The following is a 24,235-nucleotide window of genomic DNA, read 5'->3' as shown; positions in this document are numbered from 1 at the left end:
CATCAGATGGCGCAGGCGCTGGTCGGTGCTCCGTCGGAGCTAAAAGTTTGGACCTCTCCTGCCCGATGCCCTGGCTCTACATGGCGCTCCGGGACAGCCCCTTCGGATGAACATCGAGCCTGCGATCGTCGAGGGCTGCTCGGTCTCTTTCATCGTGCAGAGCGCCGGTGAGGGCCTGAAAAGAAGTCGCCCGGACCCCGGGGCGCGGCCGCCGCAAAAACGGCTGCTATCCGGCTGCAAGAGGAGAGAGTGGATCGAGAGCCTCCTGCTCCAGGTGATGCACGTCAGGTCCGGAACACAGCCACTCAGCGAGACCACGGATCTTACTGTCTGATGACGCGATGGACGCCAGGCTCGGATCGACAGTGGTCGAGTGGCCGCATTGCTCGGCCAATTCCCTCGTCATTAGATGCGGCAGTGGTCCCCGGGGGAGACTTTCCTCCAGATACCTAAAAATGCGCACGCCTCCGGCGTCCACGTCCCCCCAATGAAGAAACGGCACATCGGCCGGAAGGGCATTCAGGACGTTGGTCAGAAGTTCGATGACCCCTGCCGCGGGAAAGCCGCCGATGTAAACGACTAGACCGCCATCCTCGATCTCACGAACCTGACGATTGAAGCTTGCGTAGTTCTCGATCGTCAGCACCGCCGTCGGTCTTTCCAGGATCGACAATTGCGGAAGCATTTCCGGATGAATGGATACGAAAGGCTTTGCCCGGCCATCGATCAGGCGGCCACAAGCCCCTTCCACGGCAAGAGGTCCTTTCAGGTAGACAGGGTGACCGAAGCGCTCCAGCCCGATCTTCGCCCAAACCACATCCGGCGCTGCGCCCGGCTGCCCGATCCGGACGGCGAGAACGCCGGCAATCCGCGAAGCGTGCCGATCGAAGGCCTTTGTGTCTTTCGTCGCCTTTTGGGAGAAGGTTCGCGCGTCCAGTCCTCTGGCCTCCTGCCGCGAGATGGACGCCAACAGCGTGAAGAACTCCTTGGCGGCGTCGGGCTGGCTGGCCGTGAGGCGGTACGCTGCCTCGCTGCGGGCCCACTTAGCTGTCATCTCTTCCAACAAGCCGACGACCCACGGCTCGCCGTTCGCGGCGATCGGGAGCAACTCGTCCCTGAGGCGCTGCGCTGTAGCCGGCGCTGTCGGACGACCGAGATGCCTGGCGAGCAGCTCAGGGTCGCGGACGCGGACTCGCTCGATCAGGTGACTCCGGTCTCTTCTGCCCCATTGCACCTCGACAGCGCCGAACCTTGTCGCTGATGCCATTTGGTCGTGGAAACGGATGACTTGCTGTGCCGTCGGCAGCCTGTCGTATTCCAGAGCCGCGGAAGCCGGGCGAGACCGATCGGGGTTCCGTTCGCTTCTCTCGAGCAGGCGTTCGAGGAATTCGATGCCGACGTCGGCTGTCCTAACGTTGGTCATTCCGCAGCCTGGTCTTGCGGGGCAGCCTGAGTCTGCTCGGTCGCGATCAGCTCCGACTTGAACACGTCGAAGCCCTTCCGGTAGGGATCGATCGCAACGATAGCGTCGCGCATTTTCTCCGTCAGGAATTCGGTGTCGATCACCACCAGGTTGCCGAGTCGGTTCACGTTCACGACCGTGTCGACCACCTCCATAAACACATGGCGCTTTTCGTCCGGGGTGGCTAGCATGACCTGGAGCCCGAGATCCCGCATGAACTGAGAGCACTGACCGATGGCCTTCGTGTCCAGCCGGTTAAAGGCCTCGTCGAAAATCGCGAGCGACAGCCCGCTTTCTCCGGTGCGACGGTTCTGGTACGTGGCGGCTAGAGAAGCGCCGATGGCGATGTAGAACGGCAGTTGCCCCTCGCCGCCGGACCCCGTGCCGGCGCGGCTGGTCAACGAGGAGCGGATCTTGCCCTCGGCATCCTGGATGTAGAGCTCGAAGTTAAAATACTTGCGCGGGTCCTCGATGTCCTCCGTCCGTTCCTCCGGATTGGCCAATATTTCCTCAATCTGGCGCACCGCCCGGATCAGGGGAGAGGCTGCGTCGCCGCTTCGATCCCCGAAGAGAGGCAGGTTGAACTCCGGCTTCCTAGATTCTTCGACGAGCTCGATCATCTCGACGTGGGTCGGGGCCTCAAGCGCCTTGAAGGAGTAGTAGTCCCGTCCGTGAAACTGACGGTCCTTGAGGTGCCGATTGAGCTCACTCAAAGTCGACTTGATGCCGGTGAAGGCGTCGTCGAGGCGATGTAGGAGATCATCGCGGAATGCCGAGGTCATCTCGATCGCGGCGTTGCGGCACTGCTCCTCATATTGAACCAGTTCATGGGCGTCGAGGCGCTTCTTTTCAGCCGCGGCCCATTGCTCGACGGCCGCCGGTGTCGCCTCCTCAGCGGTGAAGGACGGCACGACATGGAATTCTTGACCATGCTTGTTCACCGCATTGGTCATTTCGCGCATGAGGCTGGAGCGCCGTGTCGTAGAACGTGTCTCCCTGTCCGCGATCATCCCCACGATATGGTTCGCAATGGTCTCCGTCGCCAGCGCGGCAACTTCCTGTCGATAGCCACGCATAGTTGTCGATTGCGGAAAGTCCTGCCGCAACTGACGCGCGCGGTCGCGTCGAGCTACACGGGCGGAGTCGCGGTTCTTTTGCATGTAGTCATCGTAGGCACCTTCGGCCTTATCGCGAGCACTCTTTGCATAATCAAAGGCCTTCTGTGTCTCTGACTTTCTACGGCCCGCCGTCTCGACTCCCGTCGCGAGGCGCTTCAGGTCGGCGACGAGCTTGGGATCGCGATTACGCTTCGCGTCCTCGATGTTCTTCTCGATCTCCGCGATCTTGCGGTCGAAAGCGGCCAGGTCTGCGCCGCAGTCGAAGCATGTCAGGCCAGCTTCGAGCATCTTCTGGAAGCGGGCGAACATGTCCTCGAAAAGCCGTGCCTCTTCTTCTAGGCGGCCAACCTCGCGCGCCCGCTCGGCAAGCTGCAGCGCGAGCTCCTGCCGCTCGGCTTGAAGCTGTTGACGCATCTGGGCCTGCGTAGACCGTCCGAGCTTAAGGTGCTCGGGTTTAGGAAGTCGCCGGACCGTCCTACCGCCCTGCATCATGCGGTCCGGCGTGATGGCGTTCTCGGCGGCGGCCATCTTGTCCATGGTCTCCACCATCATGAGCCGGCCAAGGCGATAGTTCAGGAAGGCCCGCGCATGCCGGTTTTCCGTGCTGATGATCTGTGCCAGCGACCCTTTTTCTGACGGTCTGGTGCTTTCGGTCTTGGTCGTGTTGATCACCTCGGCGTGCTGGAATGAAAATTCTCCGCCCTCCCGGTAGATCTCGAGGGCCCGGACGGCTCGACTGGGTTCGACGATGAGCGCCTCCCGCGACCGTCCCAAGACGGCTTCGGCGGGCCATCCGCCACTTGTCTTCGCGGATTTCCACTACATCGCACAAAGGTTCGGCTTCGATCCCGTGCGAACGAAGCTGGTCAATCAGATCCCGGGTGCCTCGCTCGATCGGGCTCAGTCCCTGGTCCATGCGCTTTAGATTACTGTCGATCTGATCGATACGATCCTGCAGATCTCTTGTCGCCACGCGGGCGTTGAAATGGACGTCCGAGAACGTCTTGCGGACCGCCGCCAGACGCTCCTGGTCGACTGCGGCAAGGGCCGCATCAAGATGTGAGGTGCTGTCCTTCCAATCGTCCGGGAGCGTCTTGTCCCACTCGGAAAGGGGTGCCCTACTCCGGGCGATGACAACTGCGCTCAGCAGCGCATGCAGCAGGTCGTCGCGACGAACCAACAGATTGAGCTCGACGGCCTTCTTGATCGAAGCGATGAGGCTCTCGAGATCCTTCAGTGGTGCCATGGCGTTGGCGCGCTTGCTCAGAGCCGCGGTCTTGTCTGACTCGTACATCTGGGCAAGCTGCTCGGCGTCGCTGGTCCTAATCGAAAGCTCAATGCTCTTGTGCTCGGCTTCGAGCGTGCCGTGCCGGGCCGCGGCGGTGGTCGCTTCGACTTCCGCGTTGCGCGCGGCGGTCCGCAGCTGCGCGAGTGCCTCTTCCTGCCGCCTGGCCTCGCGGCGGAATTTCTCCCATTCCAGGCGGGCAATCTGCCAGCTGGTGGTTGCGATGACCCGTTCGTTTTCGATAGCCCGACTGACGATGCGGAGAACTACAGCGAGGCTCGCGCTTTGGGCCTTCAACTCCTCGATACGGTGGGTCAGCGAGCGCCAATGCTCGATCCCCCGGCGCAGTCTGTCGACCTCGATTGGCTGGACATCGAGAACGTAATTCCGGACGAACTCCGTCGGATTGTCCACCGGCTTCAGCAGCAGGGCGTTCCTGAACGCCCTCTGGAAACGCCGCGGGTCGAGCGGGAAGCCCGCCGGTGACAAGGCCCTGAGCGATTCCGCCACGAAGTCGGTTGCGCTCGAAAATGCATCGTCGACGTCGATTTTCCGGGCACGCATCGCGGTGCGCACGGCGTGCCACTGTAGCGTCTCGACCTCGTCGTCGTCGAGCGCGGCGAGGACGTCATCCTTGGTCACGGCCCCCTTTATGATGAAACGCGCTTCGCAGGTTTCGTCGCTCCTCGATGCCGATGCCGCGAAGGCTACGCCCAAGCTCACGGCCGGTCCGCCGGTCACGTCCTGAAAGACAAGGATGACGTAAGTGTAGGCATGCTGTCGCGTCGGCTCCGACCTCTCGCCCTTTTCGTCGAGCGAGACAACGCCGAGACAGTAGTCGCGCAGCGTCCGCTTGCTCCTGACGTTGCTCTGGGCACTCGGATTGAATCGGATGCTGGCCATACTCGCGCCGGACAGAACGGTCTGCACGGCGTCGATGATCGCCGATTTTCCCGCGCCGTTCGGTCCGATGATGGCGGTCATGCCGCGCATATCGACCTGCTGAGCGCGGAACAGGTACCAGTCGACCAGAATGATGCGACGGAGTTCGATCACGCCTGCCCCTCGCTCGTGACGTCGGGCTTTTCCGCCGCCGCGGTGGAACGCGACACGAACTCCTCCAGCGAGCCAAGTGTGTCCCTGGAGACAACGATCGGCAATGCAGGCCGCAGGAACAAGGTGAAGTTCCTGTCGTCCCGATCCTCGATCCTGACGAGTCCCCTCTGCCGGAAGCCGGCGAGGATTTCCTTCACCCGCCCGAAGTTGGGCCGCTCCCGATGGGTCCGATCTTCGTAGATCTGCAGGATGTGCTCGCTCTCGACCTCCACCTCGCCGAATTCCTTCGCTTCGTACCGGGTGAACGCTTCCTCATAGTGGAGTCGCAGCACCAGCAGCAGCAGGCTCTCGTCGAGCTTCATGCTCTGGCGCGGAGGCAGTTCGTTCGCGACCAGGCCGAGGTATCCGTCGTTCGGCCTGCCGACGACCCGATATCCGAGCGCGTCAAACAGGTTCTCGAAATAGCTCGCGTAGTGGCGCAGCACTTCGTACGAGGTCTTTATGCCCCAATCGTTCTCATAGATGAACTGCGCACGCCAAAGCACCTGGGCGGCCTGACGCAACTCTTTCTGGAGATGGTCGCCGTCATGGCCTTCGGAGTCCGCGTCGTCGATGATTTTGGAAAGATCACGCAGCATCGGCCGAGGTCCTCGTTCTCGCGATGCGGAAGGCGGTCACGTCGATCCAGTCGTTGGAGGTGCGCCCCTCTTCCAGCGTGACCGTAAATTCGCCTAGTCGCACGGAGCGACCGACGGCAGCCAGGTTCGGGAACGCCCGGTAGGCGAACAGATCGGCAATGCTTTCGATCTCGACCTCCGCAGACGAGACGACGTCGCGATCTTGCATCTTCCGACGAGCGAACTCGAGCAGCCTCTGATCGGTCACCCGCACCATCCGATCAAACTCGGTTGTGGCTTGTACATAGGCGCGAAGATAGGGGTCCTGCTTCGGAACCTTGAACCGCGTCCGCTCGGGCGGAGCTTTAGGTGGCGGGGGGGTGTACAACGCGAGCGACGTGACCGGCAGACCGACATCCGGCGACCTCAGCCGGATCTCGACCTCGTCGTTGCCTATCTTCGAGAGCTGCTCGATTAACCGGACGATGCGCTCCGCGGATCCCTCTCCGATGACATCCATGTAGTGTACGGCGGTGCGGATGCGGCGTTCGAGCCGATCCCGGAAGTCCTCGATCTTATCCATGAACGGCCCGACATCCTCGAACACGCTCTTGATCTTCTCGAGCTCCGCGATGACGCGTGCCTCGGCCGTGGCAATAGTGGCGCCTGCGGCCATAACACCTTGCTCGATGTAGGCGCGTGCGATCTTGCCGAGGCGCTCGGCGTCCGCGAGCATGTCGCCCGCGAGAGATGCGATCATGCGACGATGACGGTAGGGGTTGTTGGACGTCTTGAGCTGCTTGTAGTCGGCGATCAGCAGCCCGTCGACGAAATCCTGGAAGAACGTGCGAAGGATGGCGGCCGCGTTCGGATTGCCGAGAATGCGGTCCTCAATCTCACGCATGCCGGCGAGGATGCGGCGCATGCTGCGCGCGAAACGCAGAGCCGTGTCGTGTGCGTTGGCCAGGCCTTGGGCCATCGTCTCCGGCTCACGAAATGCGGCCTCCAGGTTGTTCTTGACGTCGACCACGGCGCCGGCAACGCGTATGCGACTGTTGCCGAAATCGGTAATCGCCCCCAGGACCATGAAGGCGTCCGGATTCATGTCGACGTAGGTCCGCCACTTTTCGGTGTCTTCGGTGAGCCAACCGGAATCGCGTAAACGGTAGTAGGCGAGATAGTGGGCCTGGCTCGTCGTCTGGTCTTCGTCCGGATCCCCCTCGGAAAGATCACCCATTGTGTCGATGCTGAACTCCGAAAGTCCGATCTCGATCTGCTTGACGACCTCTTCTCGCAGCGGGGTCTCGAGGATGCGGGCAGAGTACACGCGCTCGTAGAGCCGCATGAGGAGACGAGCGTAGACGTGCTTTTTCGGGCCCGAGAGAGGGCGGAAGAGGGTCTCTGGGAGATAGCCAAACAGCTTCATAGCGGGTCCTCAGCCTACCGATTGAACCGTCATATTGACTCAACCGCAAGAAAAAACTGAGAAGTTTCAGGGCGTTCTAACGTCGCCCCCCCCCCGCTCAGCGTTATGTATCGAGCGTCGTGGTGAGCTAGGTGTGGTCTCTCAAGAGGTTGTCCATCTGGTCTGAACCGAGGAAGCTGAGGTTGCGAAGCTTCAGTGTTCCAAGGAGAGACCAGATGAACGTCCACAAGAATGCGCCTTTGACGCCCAAAGGTCGAGAGGCGATGGTGCGAAGCGTAGTCGAGGGTGGGCTGAGCCAGGCTGACGCGGCCTTCCAGTTCAACACGACGCCCAAGACCGTTGCCAAATGGGTCCAGCGGTTCCGTGAGGACGGTGTGGAGGGGTTGCGTGACCGCCCCTCAAGGCCGCACTCATCGCCGAGCCAAACTCCTGCGGCCACATGCACGGCTATCGAGGCCTTGCGCCGGCAGCGCCACACCGGCCAGCAAATCGCAATCGAGGTCAAGGTGTCGCCAGCCACGGTCAGCCGAGTGCTTCGTCGTTTGGGCTTGAACCGGATCCGCGATCTTGAACCGGCCGAGCCGGAGCGCCGTTATGAGCGTGAGTCTCCAGGCGAGATCATTCACATCGACATCAAAAAGCTCGGGCGTTTCGAGCGGGTTGGTCATCGCATCACCGGCGATTCAAGTGGTCCAAACAGGAGCCGAGGCGTCGGCTGGGAGTTCGTCCACGTCTGCATTGACGACCATTCCCGCGTCGCTTTCTCGGAGATCAAACCGGACGAGACGGTGGACAGCGCGGTGTCTTTTCTCAAGGCGGCTGTGGCTTATTATGGAGGCCTTGGGGTCACCGTCACGCGCGTCATGACCGACAATGGCGGTTGCTACCGATCTCACGCCTTCGGCGAGGCGTGCCGCGACCTGGGCATCAAGCACATCCGCACCAAACCCTACACGCCGAGAACGAATGGCAAGGCAGAGCGCTTCATCCAAACCGCACTACGGGAATGGGCTTATGCCAAAGCCTATCCAACCTCCAATCGCCGCGCCCAAGAGCTGCCGATCTGGCTGCATCGATACAACTGGCACCGGCCTCATGGTGGTATAAAGTCACAAACCCCGATCAGCCGCCTCGGTCTGACTGAGGTCAACCTCTTGAGGCTCCACAGCTAGGCCGGGGCGCCCTCACGCCGAGGGGGCTGCCGTCGGCAGAAAGGTCGCTGCGAGACGCCGATGACGCTATTGCTTCCCCGCTTTCCTTGCGTCACTTGAGGTACTCCCGAGCGGCATCCTCCATAACCGACCAGGCGGCCCGCTTCTCTTCGAGGGCCGCCGCATGCCGGCGGCGATCTGGGGATCGATCATTATTAGGACCGTGACACGCTTTCCGATCGGCGTGCGCATGCCCGCTTCGATGCCTTTTTCTTCCCCACCCTGGCCTTTCCGCGCCGTGCGAAGCAGTTGGTTAACCATACGGGATGCTGACGGTGTCTGGCTGAAAAAGTCCAAGGCCGGCGCACCCGCTTTAGGGGGCAGCGTCGCAGGGCTAGCTGACCAAACGCAACCAGAGTGGGTTGATGGGCTCCATCCGATACACTCTTTTATGTCCCAAAACCTCTTTCAACACGCGTTTTAGGCCCAAATGACAATCTTGTACGTGCGAAGCGGACCGAAGTCATAGGGCCGTCGCCCACGGCCAGAATGGCCGCACATCGTTATGTTGCTGCGTCTGACCGACGCTGATGCGATGGGCGCTAGCGCAGTTGGCGTGCTTCTGTCCGCACTGGAAAAGAGCTTACCACAATAGGCCCCGAAAGTCCCGTTGAAGAACAGGTCGCAGTGGGGGCGCTAGTCGCGAGCCGGCCCGGGTGGTCCGCAGCAACGAGCCGCTCGAAAGAAATCTCACCTTTGATTTTAGTCCGGCTGTTACGGATTTGGTCTATGAGGGATGGCGGGCTCGCGCCATAAATCGGTTCACCGGCTCAACGAGTATCTGAACTTCGAGGCCCCCTATTGATCGCTTCGATGATAGCCTTGGTGAACAGGTTGTCGCGAGCACGGTCGTGACAAAAAGGCGACCGAGTGTCTCATCCTTCATCGAAAAGGCGGACGGCGCCGCCCTGACGAGCGCCTTACCAAACACCGGGCGAAGCTAAAGCATCCGCCGAATCGACGTAGATTGTCGAGCCGACCTGCACGCGACGCAGCTCCTGCCGGTATCCACCGGCTCCCGCTTTATGAAGCGTCTCGATGGCTGGAGGATCGTATGCACCGAAAATAAGGGCCTCCGCGAGCACGCGACCTGTCATCATGGACGGCCGCGAAATGCCAAGCAGGCTGAGCACGGTCGGCGCATAGTCGCAGATACCGGAAGGCACGTGCGATTCCACGCCGCTTCTGATCAATGGGCCCGCTAGGATGCCGAGCGACGACATTTCCCTGGCGTGCAGCCCGCCGTGCACACCGAGCCCAACCGGCGAATCCGGGCCCCAGCAGCGGCCGGGAAGGCCAAAGGAATCGAGAGCATCATCCCCCCGAAAACAAAACGAAATGTCAGCCGACCGGGGATGATCGGCGAAGACCAGATGACGGGCGAGGCTACCTGGGGCGATCCCATCGTCCCCGCTCTTAGCGGCCGTAAAAACCGGACCGCACCAAGGCCGTTCCATCACTGCCGCAACCGCGCGGCGGATGGCTCGGTCGGATGGCTCCGACAGGTATATGGCGCCAACCTGACCTGACATGACGACCGCCTCGATCCCCGGTCCTGGTACTTGGGCACAACGCATCCCAGTCGCGTTCAACGTCTCCAAGAGATCAGCCTGCGCGTGCACTGTTACATGGCCATGATCGGATGCTACGATAAGATGCACGCCTTTCGGCGCCCCTTCAGATTCCCACCATTCAAGCACGCGGCCAAACTGGCGGTCGAGAAAGCCGATCACCTCCAGAGTCCGCGTCGCGCCGATTCCACAATAATGCGACGAGGTGTGAGGCTCGCCGAAGGAGAGAATTGTGACATCGGGCTGAATTTGGGGCCAGACCTCATCAAGCAATGCCGACGTTAGAAAGGCTTGAGCGGCAAGATCCGGGGTACCGTGAGGCGTCGGCGCCGGTGTCGGCCCAAGCCGCGCCTCCACCCTTTCGAGCATTGCCGCTGGCGTGGCGTGGCGAGCGAAATGACCCGAGAGCGTTACTTGGCTCAGCGGTCGCGCCTTGTGGTTTAGGATGCGAGTTGCTCCAGCTGGATTCGAGGCGAGAACCGCAAACGTCTTGCCGTTCGCCGCGAGAATTTCGCCTAGCGACGGCGCGCCGACCAAATGCCCGCCGCTCGAGGCATCGAGGTCCTCAATCAGGCGGTCGTCGCCCGTATCGATCAAGCGCGGCGCTGCTGCCACGCGATCAAGAAACCTGTTACCGATAATGCCATGACGATCCGGGGTCGCGCCTGTGATCAGGCTCGTCAGTGAAACCCGGGTCTCGCTGGGATAGACGGTGCGCTGCCGCGCTAGCATGGTACCGCGGAGCCTTAGTCTATCCAAGTTCGGCGTCCGCGATGGACTAATAAGATCGGGTCGGAGCCCGCCAAACAGCACCATGACCACGCGGTTTGGACCTGATCGATCTAACATAATGGCACGCTCACTCAGTTATGTGTTTCTAGGATCCCCTACGGCTGCTCTCTTGAAGCGCCGCGACGGAGGTCGATGAGAGATCGGCATGGGCTGGGTTAGAACATGCCAATCGATACTCTTTGCGCTGTCCATGTGAACCCTCTCGTGATCCCGTCACGCCTTTCGCTTAGGGCGCGAGATTGCGGCGGGATCATCACATACAACAGCCGCATTCCGACCCAGTACCTGGCCGGTAATCCTGAAGACCGATCCTTTGCCTTTAACGCCCCTTGCAGAGTATTTCCGTCTCGATGACGCCTTCTCTCGCTAACTCAGCAACATCGCTATCGGAGAGCTTAGAGAAGCTCGCTCACGATCTCGTTGTTGTGTCGCCCCAACGTAGGCGCCGCCGCACGAATCGTAGGGTTTGTCCCCTTCGCAAATCGGCATTGATGGCTGTAGATGCGCGCCTATGAAGGGGCGCTCGACTTTTTGCAGAAATCCACGCGACGTTAGGCGGGGATCCTGGAGCAGATCGATTGGATGCCGAGTTACGCCGGACGCAACCCTTACCGTCTGCAATTCGAACATCGTCTGATCTGCGTCACGGGTACGCGTCCAGGCCTCGATAGCGTTCTCGATGTCGTCCTCAATGCTACGGCGTGCTTCCGCAGAATTAAGCGATGCGTCCATCGCCCAGTCCAGTCGACCAATAAGAATTGCAAGTCTCTGCCACATGTCGTTGTCGGTGGCGGCTACTATGAGCCAGTTATCCTCGCCCGCGGACCGAAAGCAGCCATGAGGCACGAACTGCGGATGTCGGTTGCGGTACCTTTTCGGCGGCTTACGGTCGATCGAGTGGATAGTGAGCCATGGCGCAGCAAATGACCGCATGCATTCGGTCTGCGAAAGGTCAATATGCTGGCCTTGTCCGGAATCACGAGCATAAATCAACGCAATCAGAACCGCGGCGTAGCCGTTCAAGCCCCGGATAGCATCTCCCAAAGCAACATGGCGCATCACGGGCGGCATATCGCACTCTCCGACGAGACCCGGCAGGCCTGACCCTTGTTCGAGAGTCGAGCCGTAAGCCCGACAATCGCGTTGATTGCTATTCACGCCAAAAGCGGACATCGACAGCTTAACCAGTCGAGCGTTGAGCGCTAGCAGCACATCCAGGCCTAGTCCGAGCTTCGGCAGGACATCCACTGAATAATTATCGACGACAATATCCGTTTCCGCCAAAAGCCGCTTAACAAGAGCAAGACCTCGTGGCCGCGTGAGGTCGAGTGTCATGCAGCGCTTGTTCCGGTTCACGATGCAGAAGCATGGCGCCCGCTCGTACATTTTGTCTTCGATGAAAGCTGGGCGTCTGTCTACGCCACGCCACCAATCCCGATATTGGATCGCCTCGATTTTGATGACGTCCGCACCAAGATCCGCCAGGATGCGCGTGCACAAGGGTCCTGACCAGCCCATCGATAAGTCAATCACGCGGACCCCATCCAACGGCGGCCGTCCGGCATCAGCGCAGGCCCCTGAAGGTAGAGGCAGATGCCTTTGGACGTTGGCAGTAGGTTGCTGCTCGCCGGGAAGCGGAACCCTGCCACCTCGCCGTGGCGGAGTTTGCGTGAAGCGTTGCATCGAGCCGGCGGTTAGTCCTTCCTCGTTGCCAAGGAGAACAGGCAAGATCGCGCCGCGCTCTTTCCTCTCAGTGTCTTGGATAAGATCAGACATTTCGGGGACTGGCACGACAGGACTCTTACGTTTACGCCCCTCGGAGAACCACTGCTCCGCTGTACGCGCGTTCAATCTCGGTACAAACTCTTGTTCAACCTGTTCGACGTTCTGCAGACGATCGCTGCCGAGGAGGCGATCCGGATTATCTCCAAGTTCGGAAAGGTCGAGCATATCGCAAAACGCTGTCCACTGAGCGGGTGTGAAGGTCGTAACGCCTAGCCATCCTTCTTTTGTTTCGTAGATACCCGCTGGAAAGATCGGCCAGAATCGATTGATGCCAATACGGCGTACGACTTCGCCGCGCGCCGATGCCTCAAAGATGTGGCTTTCGCTGACAGCGAGGCTCGATTCGAAGATACTGAGTGACCACCTGCGGCCCTGCTCGTCCCGCATTCGAGCAATCACCGAAGAAGCTGCCGCAATAAATCCCCAAGGGCCGGCAAGAATACCGGTCTGGCAATCGGGAGCGTGCGAAGGCGGTCCCTCTACCGGCCCAACCAGCTTGATGAGGCCAGCAAGCGCACGGACAGTCGAATCCGTCGCCGCGAAGTCTGCACAGGGCCCTTCACGCCCGAACCAGCTCGCCTCAATGTGCATCAGGACGCAGTGGCGGTCACGGACCGCAGCGACATCAATGGGCGGGCAATTCGCGGAATCAACATCCCGACCATCGATCAAGACATCGCCATCCTCGATGAGTGCAGTTAGTCGGGCAATCGCACCAGCCCCGGCAGGATCGATAACAGTGCTTGATTTGTTGAAATTGAGAAATGCGAACCACGCCCTGTGGCCCTTGGGAGCGGGTGGTGCAGTACAGCGCATTCGATCTCCCCCCGGCGGCTCAATTTTCTGAACGTCTGCACCGAAGCCTGCGAACAATCGAGCGCAATAGCTGCTGGCGTCCGAGCTGCCGATGTCGACGACCCTCAGATGTGATAATACCCTCCGGGATTGTTTCCTTTTGCTATCCATATCGGTGCGCCAAATATCACGTGCCGAATTCGCATCTCGACGAGCGAGCGAGCCGCTGCCTAGCAGGCCGTGGGTACTCCATCGGCCACGGTATAGCGATCAAGGGTCCGTTCTGTAGCCGGTACTCGGAATCGAGCCTGAGCAAGGCGGAAATCCCGTGGACCTGAGCGACAATGACTAGGACACGCAACATCTGGCTCGAAGAGGCAAAATGCCATTAAGTGGCCGGCGCTTGCCTGTCCACGGCGGGGTGAACTGGCGATTTTGAGCACGATGTAGGAACAGCTAGATGAAGACAAGGTCGTATGCGCTCTTTCGCTCTCGTAGAGGAACTGAGCTCAGCGCAGCAACAATCGTACCAATCGCGTCCGGCGAGAAATTCATAACGCGAGACAAGGACCAGATAGACTTTGCGTCTCGTTCGACGCATTAAGCGCATTGAAGCACCGACCAGAAAATGTGCGGAATGAGACAAAGCGTCCGCTTGCCCGCTCGGCTACCTGCCGAACAAGATTCAACTAGGCGAATGCGGCTAGACTCTGCGATGGAGGCAACGCGTCGCTCTGTTCTGCCTAGTCAACTACCAACGCTCGCAATTGATCCAGTGGAAAGACGTGTGTTACTGCAGATCGCGGCGAGCGCTTGCGTGCCGTCAGCTGTCGGATGCAACAGGAGCTCTCTACCTCATGGAAGCGTATAATGACTAGGACGCGCATTCGCCCAGCACGCCGCCTCAGACGTGACTGAAGATATCTCCGGGACTCGGGCTGCCGATCGGCCCGCTCCACCTCCCCGCCTCTTCAGCCTCTTTCAGTGCTGCCCCACTTCCTCAAGGCGTGAGGTTTGCCGGCCTGACGCGCGACATCGTCTGCCCTGAATGCAATTTATTCTGAGAGGGACATTCGACCATGCAACCTCCTGTACTATCATCTAGCGCCCTGTCATCTTTTCGAGGCCGGCCCGATGGCCCTGTTTTCGCCCCCGACATTGCGCAGATAATCAAGTGGCGCGACAGCTCCTACGCGGCGAATCTCTATATTGCGGCTGTGTCGTGGCTTTATCTTTTCACTTATCTCGATGGTCACGCGGTGAGAGGATGAGCTTCGGGTCCATTTCTCCCTTCGGGAGCGTCCGACGCGGACCATGCTTCGCCTCTTTCAATCATGGGGTCTCATCACAAGCGAAGCCGGCCGGGTACACGCAACCCCGGCGTCCGTTCGCTATCTAAGCGACAAATCCCCGGATAGCGTCGCATCGTATATTGCAACGATGAAGTACAAGCCTTCTGTTCGGGAGCTTTACGAAATGTTGCGAGATGGAGGCGCCGACACCTGGCACGTTGAGCGCGGGGTGACAAAGAGCTGAGACGCCCTGATGCAGACCGACGATTTCGCCAATCTGAATACACGCGGGATGGAGGAGCGAGGGCGGATTTTTGCTCCACACCTCGCAACTCTTCTTGATTGCACGGATGACACTTCCGTCCTCGATGTGGGCGGCGGATCGGGCGTGTATTCTTCTTATTTGCTGATGCGCTGTCCCCCACTCACAGCAACGGCTTTGGGACGGCCGCCCGTTGATCAGCTTGGGCGGACATGTTTCACGGATCGGACTCTTTACCCAGATCGCGCTCAAGTCAAAGCTCGAGATATGTTCGTTTACCCGCTGCCAAGGGACGCGCCCCTTCATCTTTATTCGCACGTTCTTCACAATTGGGATCAGACAAGGTCCGCCTTCTCTTGAACAAGTCTCACGAGGCTCCTCGTGCCAGCAGGCGCGTGGCGATTTTCAGCTGCCACCCCGACGACCGTGGAGGCTATCCGTCTCCGGCTGCTGAAGCAGAATATTCGGTGCTGCTCAGGACAGGATATGAGGGCTGCTGTTACAGCTTCGAAGACATGCGCACGATGCTTGAGGACACGGGCTTCCAGCATTTTGAGTACCACAAATCCATCTGCAACCGCAGCTTGGTTGTCGCCCGAAAGGCCGCCTGAGATTCAAGTGGGCTTTAAAGCGGCATTGATCCTGCCGCTGCTCTTCCTTAATTGCTGAGTGCGATATGCCGATTGAGACGACCGTTCTATTATCCAAGCTCCGGACGGCTGGGTACAGTCTCTTCTCCGGCGTCCCCTGCTCAAACTTTGCGGACCTGTTTGAGGAAGCGGCTCGTGAGCCTGGACTCTTGGCAATTCCTGCAGCCAATGAAGGCAGTGCGATTGCCTTGGCGGCCGGCGCGGTGCTGACAGGTCGACGAGCAGTCGTGGCGCTTCAGAACTCCGGTTTCGGAAATATCATTAATCCGCTGACGTCATTATTGATGGTCAGCGAAATACCGGTCCTGCTCCTATTATCCGTCCGCGGTCACCCCGATGAGCCCGTGGATGAGCCACAACACACGATTATGGGGGCCAAAACAACAGCCCTCCTAGACTTGCTCTCTATCGAGTGGTGCGACTTCGATGGGACTGATGTAGGCGTGGATCGCGCCCTCGCGCGTAGCGGCGCATTATTTCGCAAAGGCGCGCCGTTTGCGCTGCTATTTCGAAGTGGCCAGCTATCCAGCTGCAGCACAGCAAAACGTTCGCCTGACACGATCGACTGTAGCCTCAGTGTCGGGCAAGTCGTCGAGTCGATTTGCAAGCAGATCGACTCAGATACCCTCATTGTTTCTACGTCCGGATTTATCTCTCGTGAGCTGTTCCGGGTCCGGGATCGTGCGCTGAATTTATATGTCCAGGGCTCGATGGGACATTGTGGCGCGATAGCGGCAGGACTCGCGCTTACTTCGCCTGCCAGAACGGTCCTGGCACTGGATGGAGATGGCAGCGTACTGATGCACATGGGGGCTCTGTCCACCATTGGCTATGCAAGCCCACACAATCTGATCCACGTGGTGCTGGACAACGAAGGCTATGTTTCAACTGGCGGCCAGCTCTCGACTTCACGAACATCTTCACTCGAGGCCGTCGCCTCCGCTTGCGGGTATCGCACCTCCACCCTTTGTAAGGGATCAGATAATCTCATAGGTGTCACGCAGCAATGCCTAAGGACGACCGGCCCTCACTTCATAGTTTGTAAGGTCAATCGGCAGCATCCGTCGCGGCTCCCGCGCGTTACCTCCCGATATTCGCCTCTTCAGAACAAAACCACATTCCAGCGAGCGCTTCACAACCGGGGCAGCGAGCCAGCACCAGCATGGTAAAAGAAAGTGTTGATGCACCGGAAGCCTCCATGTTCGAATCTGGCCATCCCGCGCCTGGCTTACACGGCAACCCCTTCAAAAGCGACCTGCCCTCAAACAATCGCTCCGGCGACGCCGCTCGCCGCCAGGGCATTTATTCCCCACAAAGACGCGTCACATTCCGATAATCTCAGAGTCACATCCTGGTTAAGCTATCGCACGCCTGAATTCGATGAAGACTATCAGCCGATGATCATAGCAGGTTCGCCTTCCCATTCGGACCTGACGATCGAAGCCAGGAATCCTTTCACGGGAATGCTTGTAGGCAAAGTGCCACAGGCACGACCGGAACATGTACGGAAAGCGTTTCAGGTGGGCGGCGCGAACTCGTCCTAAGCTGACCCGACGCGAACGGACGGATATTCTCCTTGGAACCGAAAGCGCGGTCAGACGAGATCAGGATCAGTTTGCTCGGCTAATTACGTCGGAGACCGGTCTCTGCCTGAAAGACGACCTGCATGAGACCAAACGCGCCTGCGACGTCTGGTCATTTGCCGCCCATGCCATGATCCAGAGCGAACGCGAGATCTATCCATGTGACATCACAACTCCTCACGAACGACGCATCTTTGCCATGCGCCGCAGGCCTCTTGTCGGCGTGATCTCCGCAATCAACCCATTCAATCATCGTCTCAATCTTGTCAGCCATAAACTTGCTCCCGCCATAGCGACAAACAATCGCGTCGTCCTAAAGCCATCCGAGCGAGCTCCACTGACCGCCCTGGCACTTGGCAGGATACTGTTTGAGCAGGGACTGCCAGAGGAAATGCTTTCAATCCTCACGGGAACCCCAAGTCGTTGGAAGGTGCTATGTTCACCGACCCAGATGCGGAGCTGGTGACATTTACGGTCCGTTTGCGCGGAGCGATACATCGCCACGTCGCCGAGCGGGCCGGAAGCTCATACTTGAGCTCGGAGGGAACGACCCAATCATCGTTCTTGAGGATGCTGATCCCGAACGCGCAGCGTATTTAGCAGTCCAAGGTGCAATCAAGAATTAGGGTCAACGATGCACAGCCGTCAAGCGGGCGCTGGTGACCGGAACTATCGCTATGGATTTTGCAGATCGCGCGCTCCATTACATGCGGCAGCTTATGACCGGCGACCCCAGCGATCTATTTGTGGACGTCGGGACCGTGATCAGCCAAGAGGCCGCTCGACTTATCGCTCGACGTCTCGCCGGCGCGATTGATGATGGTGCGGTCCGGCTACTGGGCAGTCGGCCTCACGGCGCATTTCATCCACCTACGCTCCTGAATCATGTTCGGGAAACCTCCGAACTTGTTGTTGAAGAGACATTCGGGCCCGTGCTGCCAATCATCCGTTGCCCAAACGATATCGATCAAATTATATCAATTGCGAACGCGACCAAGTTTGGACTTTCCGCGGGTGTTTGCTCTAACCGGGGCATGTCACGAGATTGATCAATGGTCTCGACGTAGGAAGCGTGAACGTATGGGAAGTCTCCGGTTATCGGACGGAAATGACGCCCTTCGGCGGGATCAAGCAATCTGGGCTCGGCTATAAGGAGGGTGTTCCCGAGGCGATGCGCGGCTTCACGCAGCTGAAGACGTACTCGCTCCCTTGGCCGGTCTTGCCTTCCAATGGGCTAAGGCATTCTCAAATTTGATTCGTGGGAAAGGCAACACCCTGTTTGCCCATTGGCACTCGCGGGCGAGCTGAGGACCCTCACAGAGCGGTGACTTCTGGTTCCTCATAGCCATTTAGAGCACGATTAAGCGGAAGTCAGGCCAGGTAAAGCACCGGTGGACCCAGTGCTAAAAAGACATTCAGAATCAGACGCGCCGGCAGTGCTCGTAGAAGCGAAAATCGCGTTTTGCTGGAACGACGCAAGCATTCGCAGCGGCTTTCAATTACTCTAGAGTCCTACGGCATAGCTGCCGTCCTCCAACCCGCTTGCACAGAAGTCCAACCTCGCCTCTGCTTTTGCGCGACATCAAAGCGCGTCGATCAGCTCCTGACTAGATGAAGGAACCTCGGCTAAGTTCAGTATTGGTTCTTGCTCCATGGCGCTTGCGCAGAGAATAGAGTACCGGCATTCGCAATCATTGGTCATGTCGCCGCAGTTGATGCAGGCCATCAAACTGCTGCAATTGTCCAACCTCGATCTCACGGCCTTCGTGGAGGAGGAGCTCGAGCGCAACCCTCTGCTCGAGCGCACCAGTGGCGAGGGAGCTGGCGTCGAATCCCCAAGTGGGGTGGGTGAGGTCAGCGCCGAACAGACGGCCGAGGCGGGCCCACGCGACGCTCAGGATGCCGCGCCGACCACTTATACCGAATGGGGCGGCGGCTCCTACGGTGACGAAGACTACAATCTTGAAGCTTTTGTTGCTGCCGAGACAACATTGTTGGGCTCTCTCGCCGAGCAGCTCTCGGTCGCCCTCACTTCGCCCACGCAGCGGATGATTGGGCAGTATTTGATTGACCTCGTGGACGAGGCCGGCTACCTGCCGTCCGATCTCGGCCGGGCAGCCGAGCGGCTTGGCGCAACGCAAGAGGACGTCGAGGGCGTTCTTGCCGTGCTGCAGAAATTCGATCCGCCCGGCGTCTGTGCGCGGTCTCTCAGCGAGTGCCTGGCGATCCAGCTCCGCGAGCTCGACCGCTACGATCCCGCGATGCAGGCCCTCGTCGAGCATCTCGATCTCCTCGCCGAGCGGCAACATGGAGAGCCTGCGCACACTTTGTGGCGTCGATGACGAAGACATTGCCGACATGATCGGCGAGATCAGGCGCCTCAATCCCAAGCCGGGTCTGAAGTTCGGCTCGGCGCGGCTTCAGACCATAATGCCTGATGTCTATGTCCGACCGGGACCTGATGACGGGTGGCATGTGGAGCTCAACAGCGACACTTTGCCCCGTGTCCTGGTGAACCAGACATATTATTCCGAGCTGTCGAAGAAAATCGGCAAGGAAGGCGACAAGTCGTATTTCACCGAGGCGCTGCAGAACGCCACCTGGCTGGTGCGCGCGCTCGACCAGCGCGCCCGCACCATCCTGAAAGTCGCGACCGAGATCGTGCGCCAGCAGGACGGCTTCTTCACCCATGGTGTGGCGCACTTAAGGCCGCTAAATCTGAAGGACATCGCGGAGGCCATCCAGATGCATGAATCCACGGTGTCGCGCGTCACCGCGAACAAATACATCGCGACAACTCGCGGCACATTCGCGTTAAAATATTTCTTCACGGCATCGATCGCCTCGGCCGACGGCGGCGAGGCGCATTCGGCCGAGGCCGTGCGTCACCACATCAAGCAGCTAATCGATTCGGAAGAACCGTCTGCGCCCCTGTCAGATGATACCATCATGGAACGCTTGCGCGCGTCTGGAATTGATATTGCCCGCCGCACGGTCGCGAAGTACCGGGAGGCCATGCGAATTCCCTCCTCAGTGCAACGCCGCCGCGAAAAGCAGTGGGTAACAATCAGTAACCGAGCATCGGACGGAGCTCGCAGTCCGTGAAGAACTCACAAGCCGTTATCCGGGAAGCCCGAAAGCGACGTTTTGTCGTAACTGGATCTAACGAAAAGAAGCCTTGGACTTCGTCGGGCGTTATTACTCACCTCGGACTGCTTGGCGAGGAGCGAGAAGCGACGACTGAGAACAACACGTTGCCGCTCGACTCGATCACATCACCGACTCAAGTCGTTGGTGGCGCAGGGCCGAGGGGTAGAGGATTCCCTGGAGTCGTGAATTAACAAGGGTTACATCATGATCTCGGCCGGCCGTCCTATCGACGCGCGGCTTCGGATTCGATCTGAGTGACGTTGCTCGAGGTAACACCGCCGATCGGGATCAGACACGGCTTCTTCGCCTCAGGAACTTTGCGCCGCAGCTCGATAACAAGCAAAGCAGAACGCATTGCTTTGTGCTCTTACGCGTCCCGCCCCCCCGCCAGAAGATTGGCAAAGCTGCCGGTGTAGGTCTGAACACCTCGTTAGTATGATCGTAGCCCGTGACGGAAAGGCCGAATGCAGCAACTGGAGCGCCGCTTTTTTGCGGCCAGCGGCGAAGCCCATCAGCTTCTCGCAAGTTTGCCATTGTAGCGATGCCGTCCTTGTTTACGGAGCATGGTGATGCGGAACAATCGTTCCTACTTAGCAAGGCGGCTTTGATGAATGTCCAGGCCCCCGTGAGATGATCGTGACTCGCTAGAAGTCTCAAGAGCCCCTTGATCAGCAATTCGCGAATGCTTGCGAAACTCACGCGACGTCTCGTCTCAGGTGGTGCTTACCAACACACAGACTGACGCAGACTCTTCAGCACGCAATTCAGCCCGAGAAAACGCGCCGGACCCACAGCCAGAGCACCGCGCGGAGCTATACTGACGCGTTCATCTTACTCAGATCTCGTGGTGAAAAGATCCCCGCACCGGCGCCAGGATGGCCTGCTGGGCGGCGGAGAGAGACCCTTTTTGTCGCACGACAAGCTGATGGCTCCTGGGTGACCAGCGCTTCACCTCCATCACAATTTCATGCTCCGCGGGTAAGCCGAATCTATCTTGCGTAAAAGGGGGCACGTCAGCGAGACATCCCCCCAGACAAATACCCTCATCAGCTCGAGACAAGCCGTACTCTCATTTTGGACGCATCGGCTGGGTCAATTCAGCCAACGCGGAGATCTTCGGCCGACATCTTGCCCGTACGCCCCGTCTTGAGCTCATAACTTACGCGGGCTCCCTCTTCGAGGGTGGTGAAACCAGCTTTTTCAACGGCACTGAGGTGCACGAACACATCGGGACTTCCATCCTCGGGTCTGATGAACCCATAACCCTTGCTCGGATTGAACCACTTCACAATACCCATTGCCACGGCGGCACCTCCTTACTGAACGCTGGTGATCTAGCGAAGAGTCTTCCGATCATCAAGAGTGATGACAACTAAGGCCGCGAGCTCGATGCGAAGGGCTTGCGCTTTTTTTGTCGAATTGCCTAGCTATGCTCAATACGCGAACGTTAGAAACGTATCTGGCGCGAATTCCAGGCCGCAGGATCCTGATGACGCTTTAGCCTCCGCTTCGGTTGCTTCGGCTAACGGTTCACAGGAGGATTGTGCGTGCAGCACACGCCGCTCTAATCACCCAAAAGACCAGCTGGTGATTGGTGCCCCGAAGATCGTTCACCAAACCGGCAAAGCTCCGTGAGCATCACCCGATTGGTGAGGCTTGTACACCCCTAGAGTTCGAGCAACGTCTACCAGAAGCACGTTTTGGAAATGCGTCTTCCGACTTCCACTGCCACCCCAAAGTCCCGCCGACGCCGTCCAAGCCGTCTGGCTAGCCACCGGACTTCAACCTGTGACAGGCATATGGCCAAGGGGCTCGCACAGGGAGATAGACGATTCGGGTCGGGCTCACCGTCTCGATCTTTCAAGAGCATGACGGGCCGGCGGCACTACGTCGGCTCGCTCGTCCGCGTTGCGCTTCACCATTAAAGGCTAGGACATGGAGGCACGCCATGTTTATGGTATCAGCGCCTCTTCGATCCCCAGTTTAGTTCGCGGGGCGCAATTTGCCTCGCTTTTCGCCCCATCAATCTACGGGCTCATTAGCCCCACCGCGAACCGTGGTCTAAAAGACCCAGACGCCGCGCTTTGACGACACACTGGGTCCGGGTGCTCGTCTCGAGCTTTCGCATCGCATTCTTGATATGAAAGTTAACGGTGTTATCGCTGACGTTCAGGATGACCCCGATCGCCCAGGATGACTTCCCTTTCTCGACCCACCGCAAACATTGTTTTTCGCGTTCCGATAGTACAACCAGTTTCTCTTGGACATCGGCCATGACTTTTTCCTGGGCTTAAGAGAACAGGAATGCATCAGCAAATGCCGTACCATTCATCCGCGCAGGCAAACTATCGCCGAATCAGAGCAAGTTCTTCGGAGATAGCGGCTCCGCTCTCGCGCGGCGGCGGTCTCAAGCCGGCCATATCGAGAAGCTCTCACCATATGTCATAAACGCTACAAACTGCATTGCGACAATCGCACCGATCGATATCAAACTCTGTGAACCGGATATCACCCGTCACTAAGGCGTTGCGCCAGAGAGCGGGATCAACGCCCATGAACTCATAACGACGACTTTACGTATCACGTCAATTCTTTGCATCATGAAAGCTCTTTACGTCAAAATAAACTACCAAAGCTAGTCATTGATCGCTGTCAATCCAAAAGGATATGATCAACGACTTTGCGCCGATCGAAGCTCGGCTTCCAGGATTTGTGCATGCAATGTCAACCACAAGCCATCCAGCCAACCGCAGATGATGAATACACGCGGCGACCGGCTGTCGAAGGGCGTCGGGCAGAGATCTGTTCCACTGGTAAGCTCTCGTTTCTGATGGAGGCGCATGATGGCCTTTCGGCTAAAATCGCCAAGCGCTTGGGCTTCAAGGGGCTCTGGGCGTCTGGTTTGTCGATCGCCAGCTCGTTGGGCTTTCGCGATGCCAACGAAGCTTCATGAAGCCAGCTCGTCGAGAGCGTCGAACGCATCGTGGATACGACCGAGATACCGGTGCTCGTGGACGGGGATGGAGCTTCGGCAATTTCAATAATGCGCGCCTTCTCGCACGCAAACTGCGTCAGGCTGGCGCGGCGGGGCTCTCGCTTGAGGACAGCTGCTTGCCGAAGCTCAACTCCCTCATTGGAGAGCGGCATCCACTCGCCGATGTCGATGAGTTCTCTGGTCGTCTGCGGGCTGTAAAGGATGCAGTCGGCGAAACTCTTATTCTCGTCGCCAGGATTGAAGCGCTGATCGCCGAGCACGGACTGAACGAAGCCATCGTACGTTCCCACGCTTATGCCGACGCGGGAGCGGATGCTATCCTGATTCACTCGCGAAAGAGTGTCGCGGACGAGGTGCTTTCGTTCGCCAACAAGTGGGAGAACCGGCTTCCTGTCGTGATCGTTCCGACGACATACTACCGAACGCCAGTCTCCGCCTATCGCGATGCGCGCATCTCCACGGTCGTTTAGGCCAATCACTCCATGCGGGCTGCGGCAGCTGCAATGCGACGCGTCTGCGATAGTATCGCAGCTGAGGAGAGCGTTGCCAGAATTGAACCTCACATTGCACCGCTCAGCGAGATTTTCGAACTCCTGAGGTATGACGAACTCGCAAAGGCCGAAAGGCGATATTTGCAGTCCGAAAAACCCACGAGGGCAGGTTGGCCATGGGTCTTCTTCCTCAAAATGTTCCCGTGCGCCCGGCCCCTGTTAAGACCGTACCAGGAGCGCCTATTCGCTCTGGTGGGCGCGTGACGCACTCCTTTCCGGAGACCTTCTTGAGGGCGGCGCCTTGTTAGAGGAGTCTCCGTGAAGCGCCCGATACGGCTGCTGTCGCTCCCCTTCCATGAGCTGACGCATGGATCAGCGGTCCTGCTGTCGGATCTTGTCTCCATTTTCACAATTTGGTTTGAACCAACCAGGGGAAATCTCATTGCTAATGGCCCTGCCGACGATGAACCTGTTACGGCTGTCCGCTTCTATTCGGCGAACGAAAGCCATTCCGGCGCTACGTGGTATGATCAGGGCCGGAGCTACCCAGGCCGGCACTGACATGCTTCTCTCCTAACTCGCGAAACACAGGGCCCACAGCTTGCTGCCGCAAGGTGCGGTAATCTCAGGCTGCACCAAAACTATCTGCGGAACATCTTCGTACCGCCGAGCGCATCTTCGCGAAAGCCCAGAC

The 24,235-nt window shown here is 58.9% G+C and carries 15 protein-coding genes and 3 pseudogenes; 9 read left to right on the top strand and 9 right to left on the bottom strand.

From position 1 onward, the window contains the following. Nucleotides 1–226 precede the first annotated feature (226 nt). The 5 genes from ACVW16_RS24935 to ACVW16_RS24915 are packed head-to-tail and all read right to left on the bottom strand — an operon-like array spanning nucleotide 227 to nucleotide 6,964. Nucleotides 227–1,423 carry a Wadjet anti-phage system protein JetD domain-containing protein gene (locus ACVW16_RS24935; RefSeq protein WP_456701688.1) on the bottom strand — a complete coding sequence of 399 codons (1,197 nt, stop codon included), beginning with the start codon at nucleotides 1,421–1,423 and terminating at the stop codon, nucleotides 227–229. Then, on the bottom strand, nucleotides 1,420–3,117 hold the full coding sequence (locus ACVW16_RS24930; protein WP_456701687.1) for an SbcC/MukB-like Walker B domain-containing protein: 1,698 nt from the start codon (nucleotides 3,115–3,117) through the stop codon (nucleotides 1,420–1,422). The genes ACVW16_RS24935 and ACVW16_RS24930 overlap by 4 nt, the downstream gene beginning before the upstream one ends. Next, entirely contained in the window at nucleotides 3,056–4,921 is a 1,866-nt protein-coding gene (locus ACVW16_RS24925; protein ID WP_456802441.1) for an ATP-binding protein, read from the bottom strand. The genes ACVW16_RS24930 and ACVW16_RS24925 overlap by 62 nt, the downstream gene beginning before the upstream one ends. Then, the gene (locus ACVW16_RS24920) at nucleotides 4,918–5,559 is read right to left on the bottom strand and encodes a DUF4194 domain-containing protein (RefSeq protein ID WP_456701685.1); all 642 of its coding nucleotides are present in this window, start codon (nucleotides 5,557–5,559) and stop codon (nucleotides 4,918–4,920) included. The genes ACVW16_RS24925 and ACVW16_RS24920 overlap by 4 nt, the downstream gene beginning before the upstream one ends. After that, nucleotides 5,549–6,964: a Wadjet anti-phage system protein JetA family protein gene (locus ACVW16_RS24915; RefSeq protein ID WP_456701684.1), complete on the bottom strand. Its 1,416-nt coding sequence runs from the start codon at nucleotides 6,962–6,964 to the stop codon at nucleotides 5,549–5,551. The genes ACVW16_RS24920 and ACVW16_RS24915 overlap by 11 nt, the downstream gene beginning before the upstream one ends. Before the next feature lie 215 nt (nucleotides 6,965–7,179). On the opposite strand from ACVW16_RS24915, the gene ACVW16_RS24910 reads away from it, so the two are divergent. After that, complete coding sequence (locus tag ACVW16_RS24910) at nucleotides 7,180–8,136, top strand: IS481 family transposase (protein ID WP_456701683.1); 957 nt, start codon at nucleotides 7,180–7,182, stop codon at nucleotides 8,134–8,136. A gap of 959 nt (nucleotides 8,137–9,095) precedes the next feature. On the opposite strand, the gene ACVW16_RS24905 is transcribed toward ACVW16_RS24910, so the two are convergent. Both ACVW16_RS24905 and ACVW16_RS24900 read right to left on the bottom strand, forming a co-directional pair. Further along, entirely contained in the window at nucleotides 9,096–10,562 is a 1,467-nt protein-coding gene (locus tag ACVW16_RS24905) for an alkaline phosphatase family protein (RefSeq protein ID WP_456705174.1), read from the bottom strand. Between the two features lie 342 nt (nucleotides 10,563–10,904). Continuing rightward, entirely contained in the window at nucleotides 10,905–13,289 is a 2,385-nt protein-coding gene (locus tag ACVW16_RS24900) for a CoA transferase (protein ID WP_456701682.1), read from the bottom strand. A 1,374-nt stretch (nucleotides 13,290–14,663) separates the two neighbouring features. On the opposite strand from ACVW16_RS24900, the gene ACVW16_RS24895 reads away from it, so the two are divergent. The 7 genes and pseudogenes from ACVW16_RS24895 to rpoN all read left to right on the top strand — a co-directional run bounded on the left by ACVW16_RS24895 (nucleotide 14,664) and on the right by rpoN (nucleotide 20,010). Further along, the gene (locus ACVW16_RS24895; RefSeq protein ID WP_456701681.1) at nucleotides 14,664–15,032 is read left to right on the top strand and encodes a methyltransferase; all 369 of its coding nucleotides are present in this window, start codon (nucleotides 14,664–14,666) and stop codon (nucleotides 15,030–15,032) included. Between the two features lie 35 nt (nucleotides 15,033–15,067). Beyond that, on the top strand, nucleotides 15,068–15,283 hold the full coding sequence (locus ACVW16_RS24890; RefSeq protein WP_456701680.1) for a hypothetical protein: 216 nt from the start codon (nucleotides 15,068–15,070) through the stop codon (nucleotides 15,281–15,283). A 65-nt stretch (nucleotides 15,284–15,348) separates the two neighbouring features. After that, the gene (aepY, locus tag ACVW16_RS24885; protein WP_456701679.1) at nucleotides 15,349–16,491 is read left to right on the top strand and encodes a phosphonopyruvate decarboxylase; all 1,143 of its coding nucleotides are present in this window, start codon (nucleotides 15,349–15,351) and stop codon (nucleotides 16,489–16,491) included. Nucleotides 16,492–16,822: 331 nt separating this feature from the next. Beyond that, nucleotides 16,823–17,371, top strand: a complete 549-nt coding sequence (locus ACVW16_RS24880; protein ID WP_456701678.1) for an aldehyde dehydrogenase family protein — start codon at nucleotides 16,823–16,825, stop codon at nucleotides 17,369–17,371. Next, nucleotides 17,259–17,954: pseudogene (locus tag ACVW16_RS24875) on the top strand (aldehyde dehydrogenase family protein). The gene ACVW16_RS24880 and the pseudogene ACVW16_RS24875 overlap by 113 nt, the downstream one beginning before the upstream one ends. 23 nt (nucleotides 17,955–17,977) lie before the next feature. Next, complete coding sequence (locus ACVW16_RS24870; protein WP_456705173.1) at nucleotides 17,978–18,160, top strand: aldehyde dehydrogenase family protein; 183 nt, start codon at nucleotides 17,978–17,980, stop codon at nucleotides 18,158–18,160. 397 nt (nucleotides 18,161–18,557) lie between these two features. After that, a pseudogene (rpoN, locus tag ACVW16_RS24865) lies at nucleotides 18,558–20,010 on the top strand (RNA polymerase factor sigma-54). 1,142 nt (nucleotides 20,011–21,152) lie between these two features. Here rpoN and ACVW16_RS24860 read toward each other — a convergent pair. Next, nucleotides 21,153–21,359, bottom strand: a complete 207-nt coding sequence (locus tag ACVW16_RS24860; RefSeq protein ID WP_456701676.1) for a cold-shock protein — start codon at nucleotides 21,357–21,359, stop codon at nucleotides 21,153–21,155. Nucleotides 21,360–22,093: 734 nt separating this feature from the next. After that, nucleotides 22,094–22,330 (bottom strand): helix-turn-helix domain-containing protein, encoded by a 237-nt coding sequence (locus ACVW16_RS24855; protein WP_456763512.1) that lies wholly within the window; start codon nucleotides 22,328–22,330, stop codon nucleotides 22,094–22,096. Nucleotides 22,331–22,885: 555 nt separating this feature from the next. Between ACVW16_RS24855 and ACVW16_RS24850 the strand changes: the two are divergent. Continuing rightward, a pseudogene (locus ACVW16_RS24850) lies at nucleotides 22,886–23,685 on the top strand (isocitrate lyase/phosphoenolpyruvate mutase family protein); the annotation flags it as partial. Between the last annotated feature and the right edge of the window lie 550 nt (nucleotides 23,686–24,235).

This window comes from Bradyrhizobium sp. USDA 4474 (assembly GCF_054057515.1).
The sequence above is the reverse complement of the archived record's forward strand: the minus strand, read 5'-3'. Positions and strand labels throughout refer to the sequence as shown.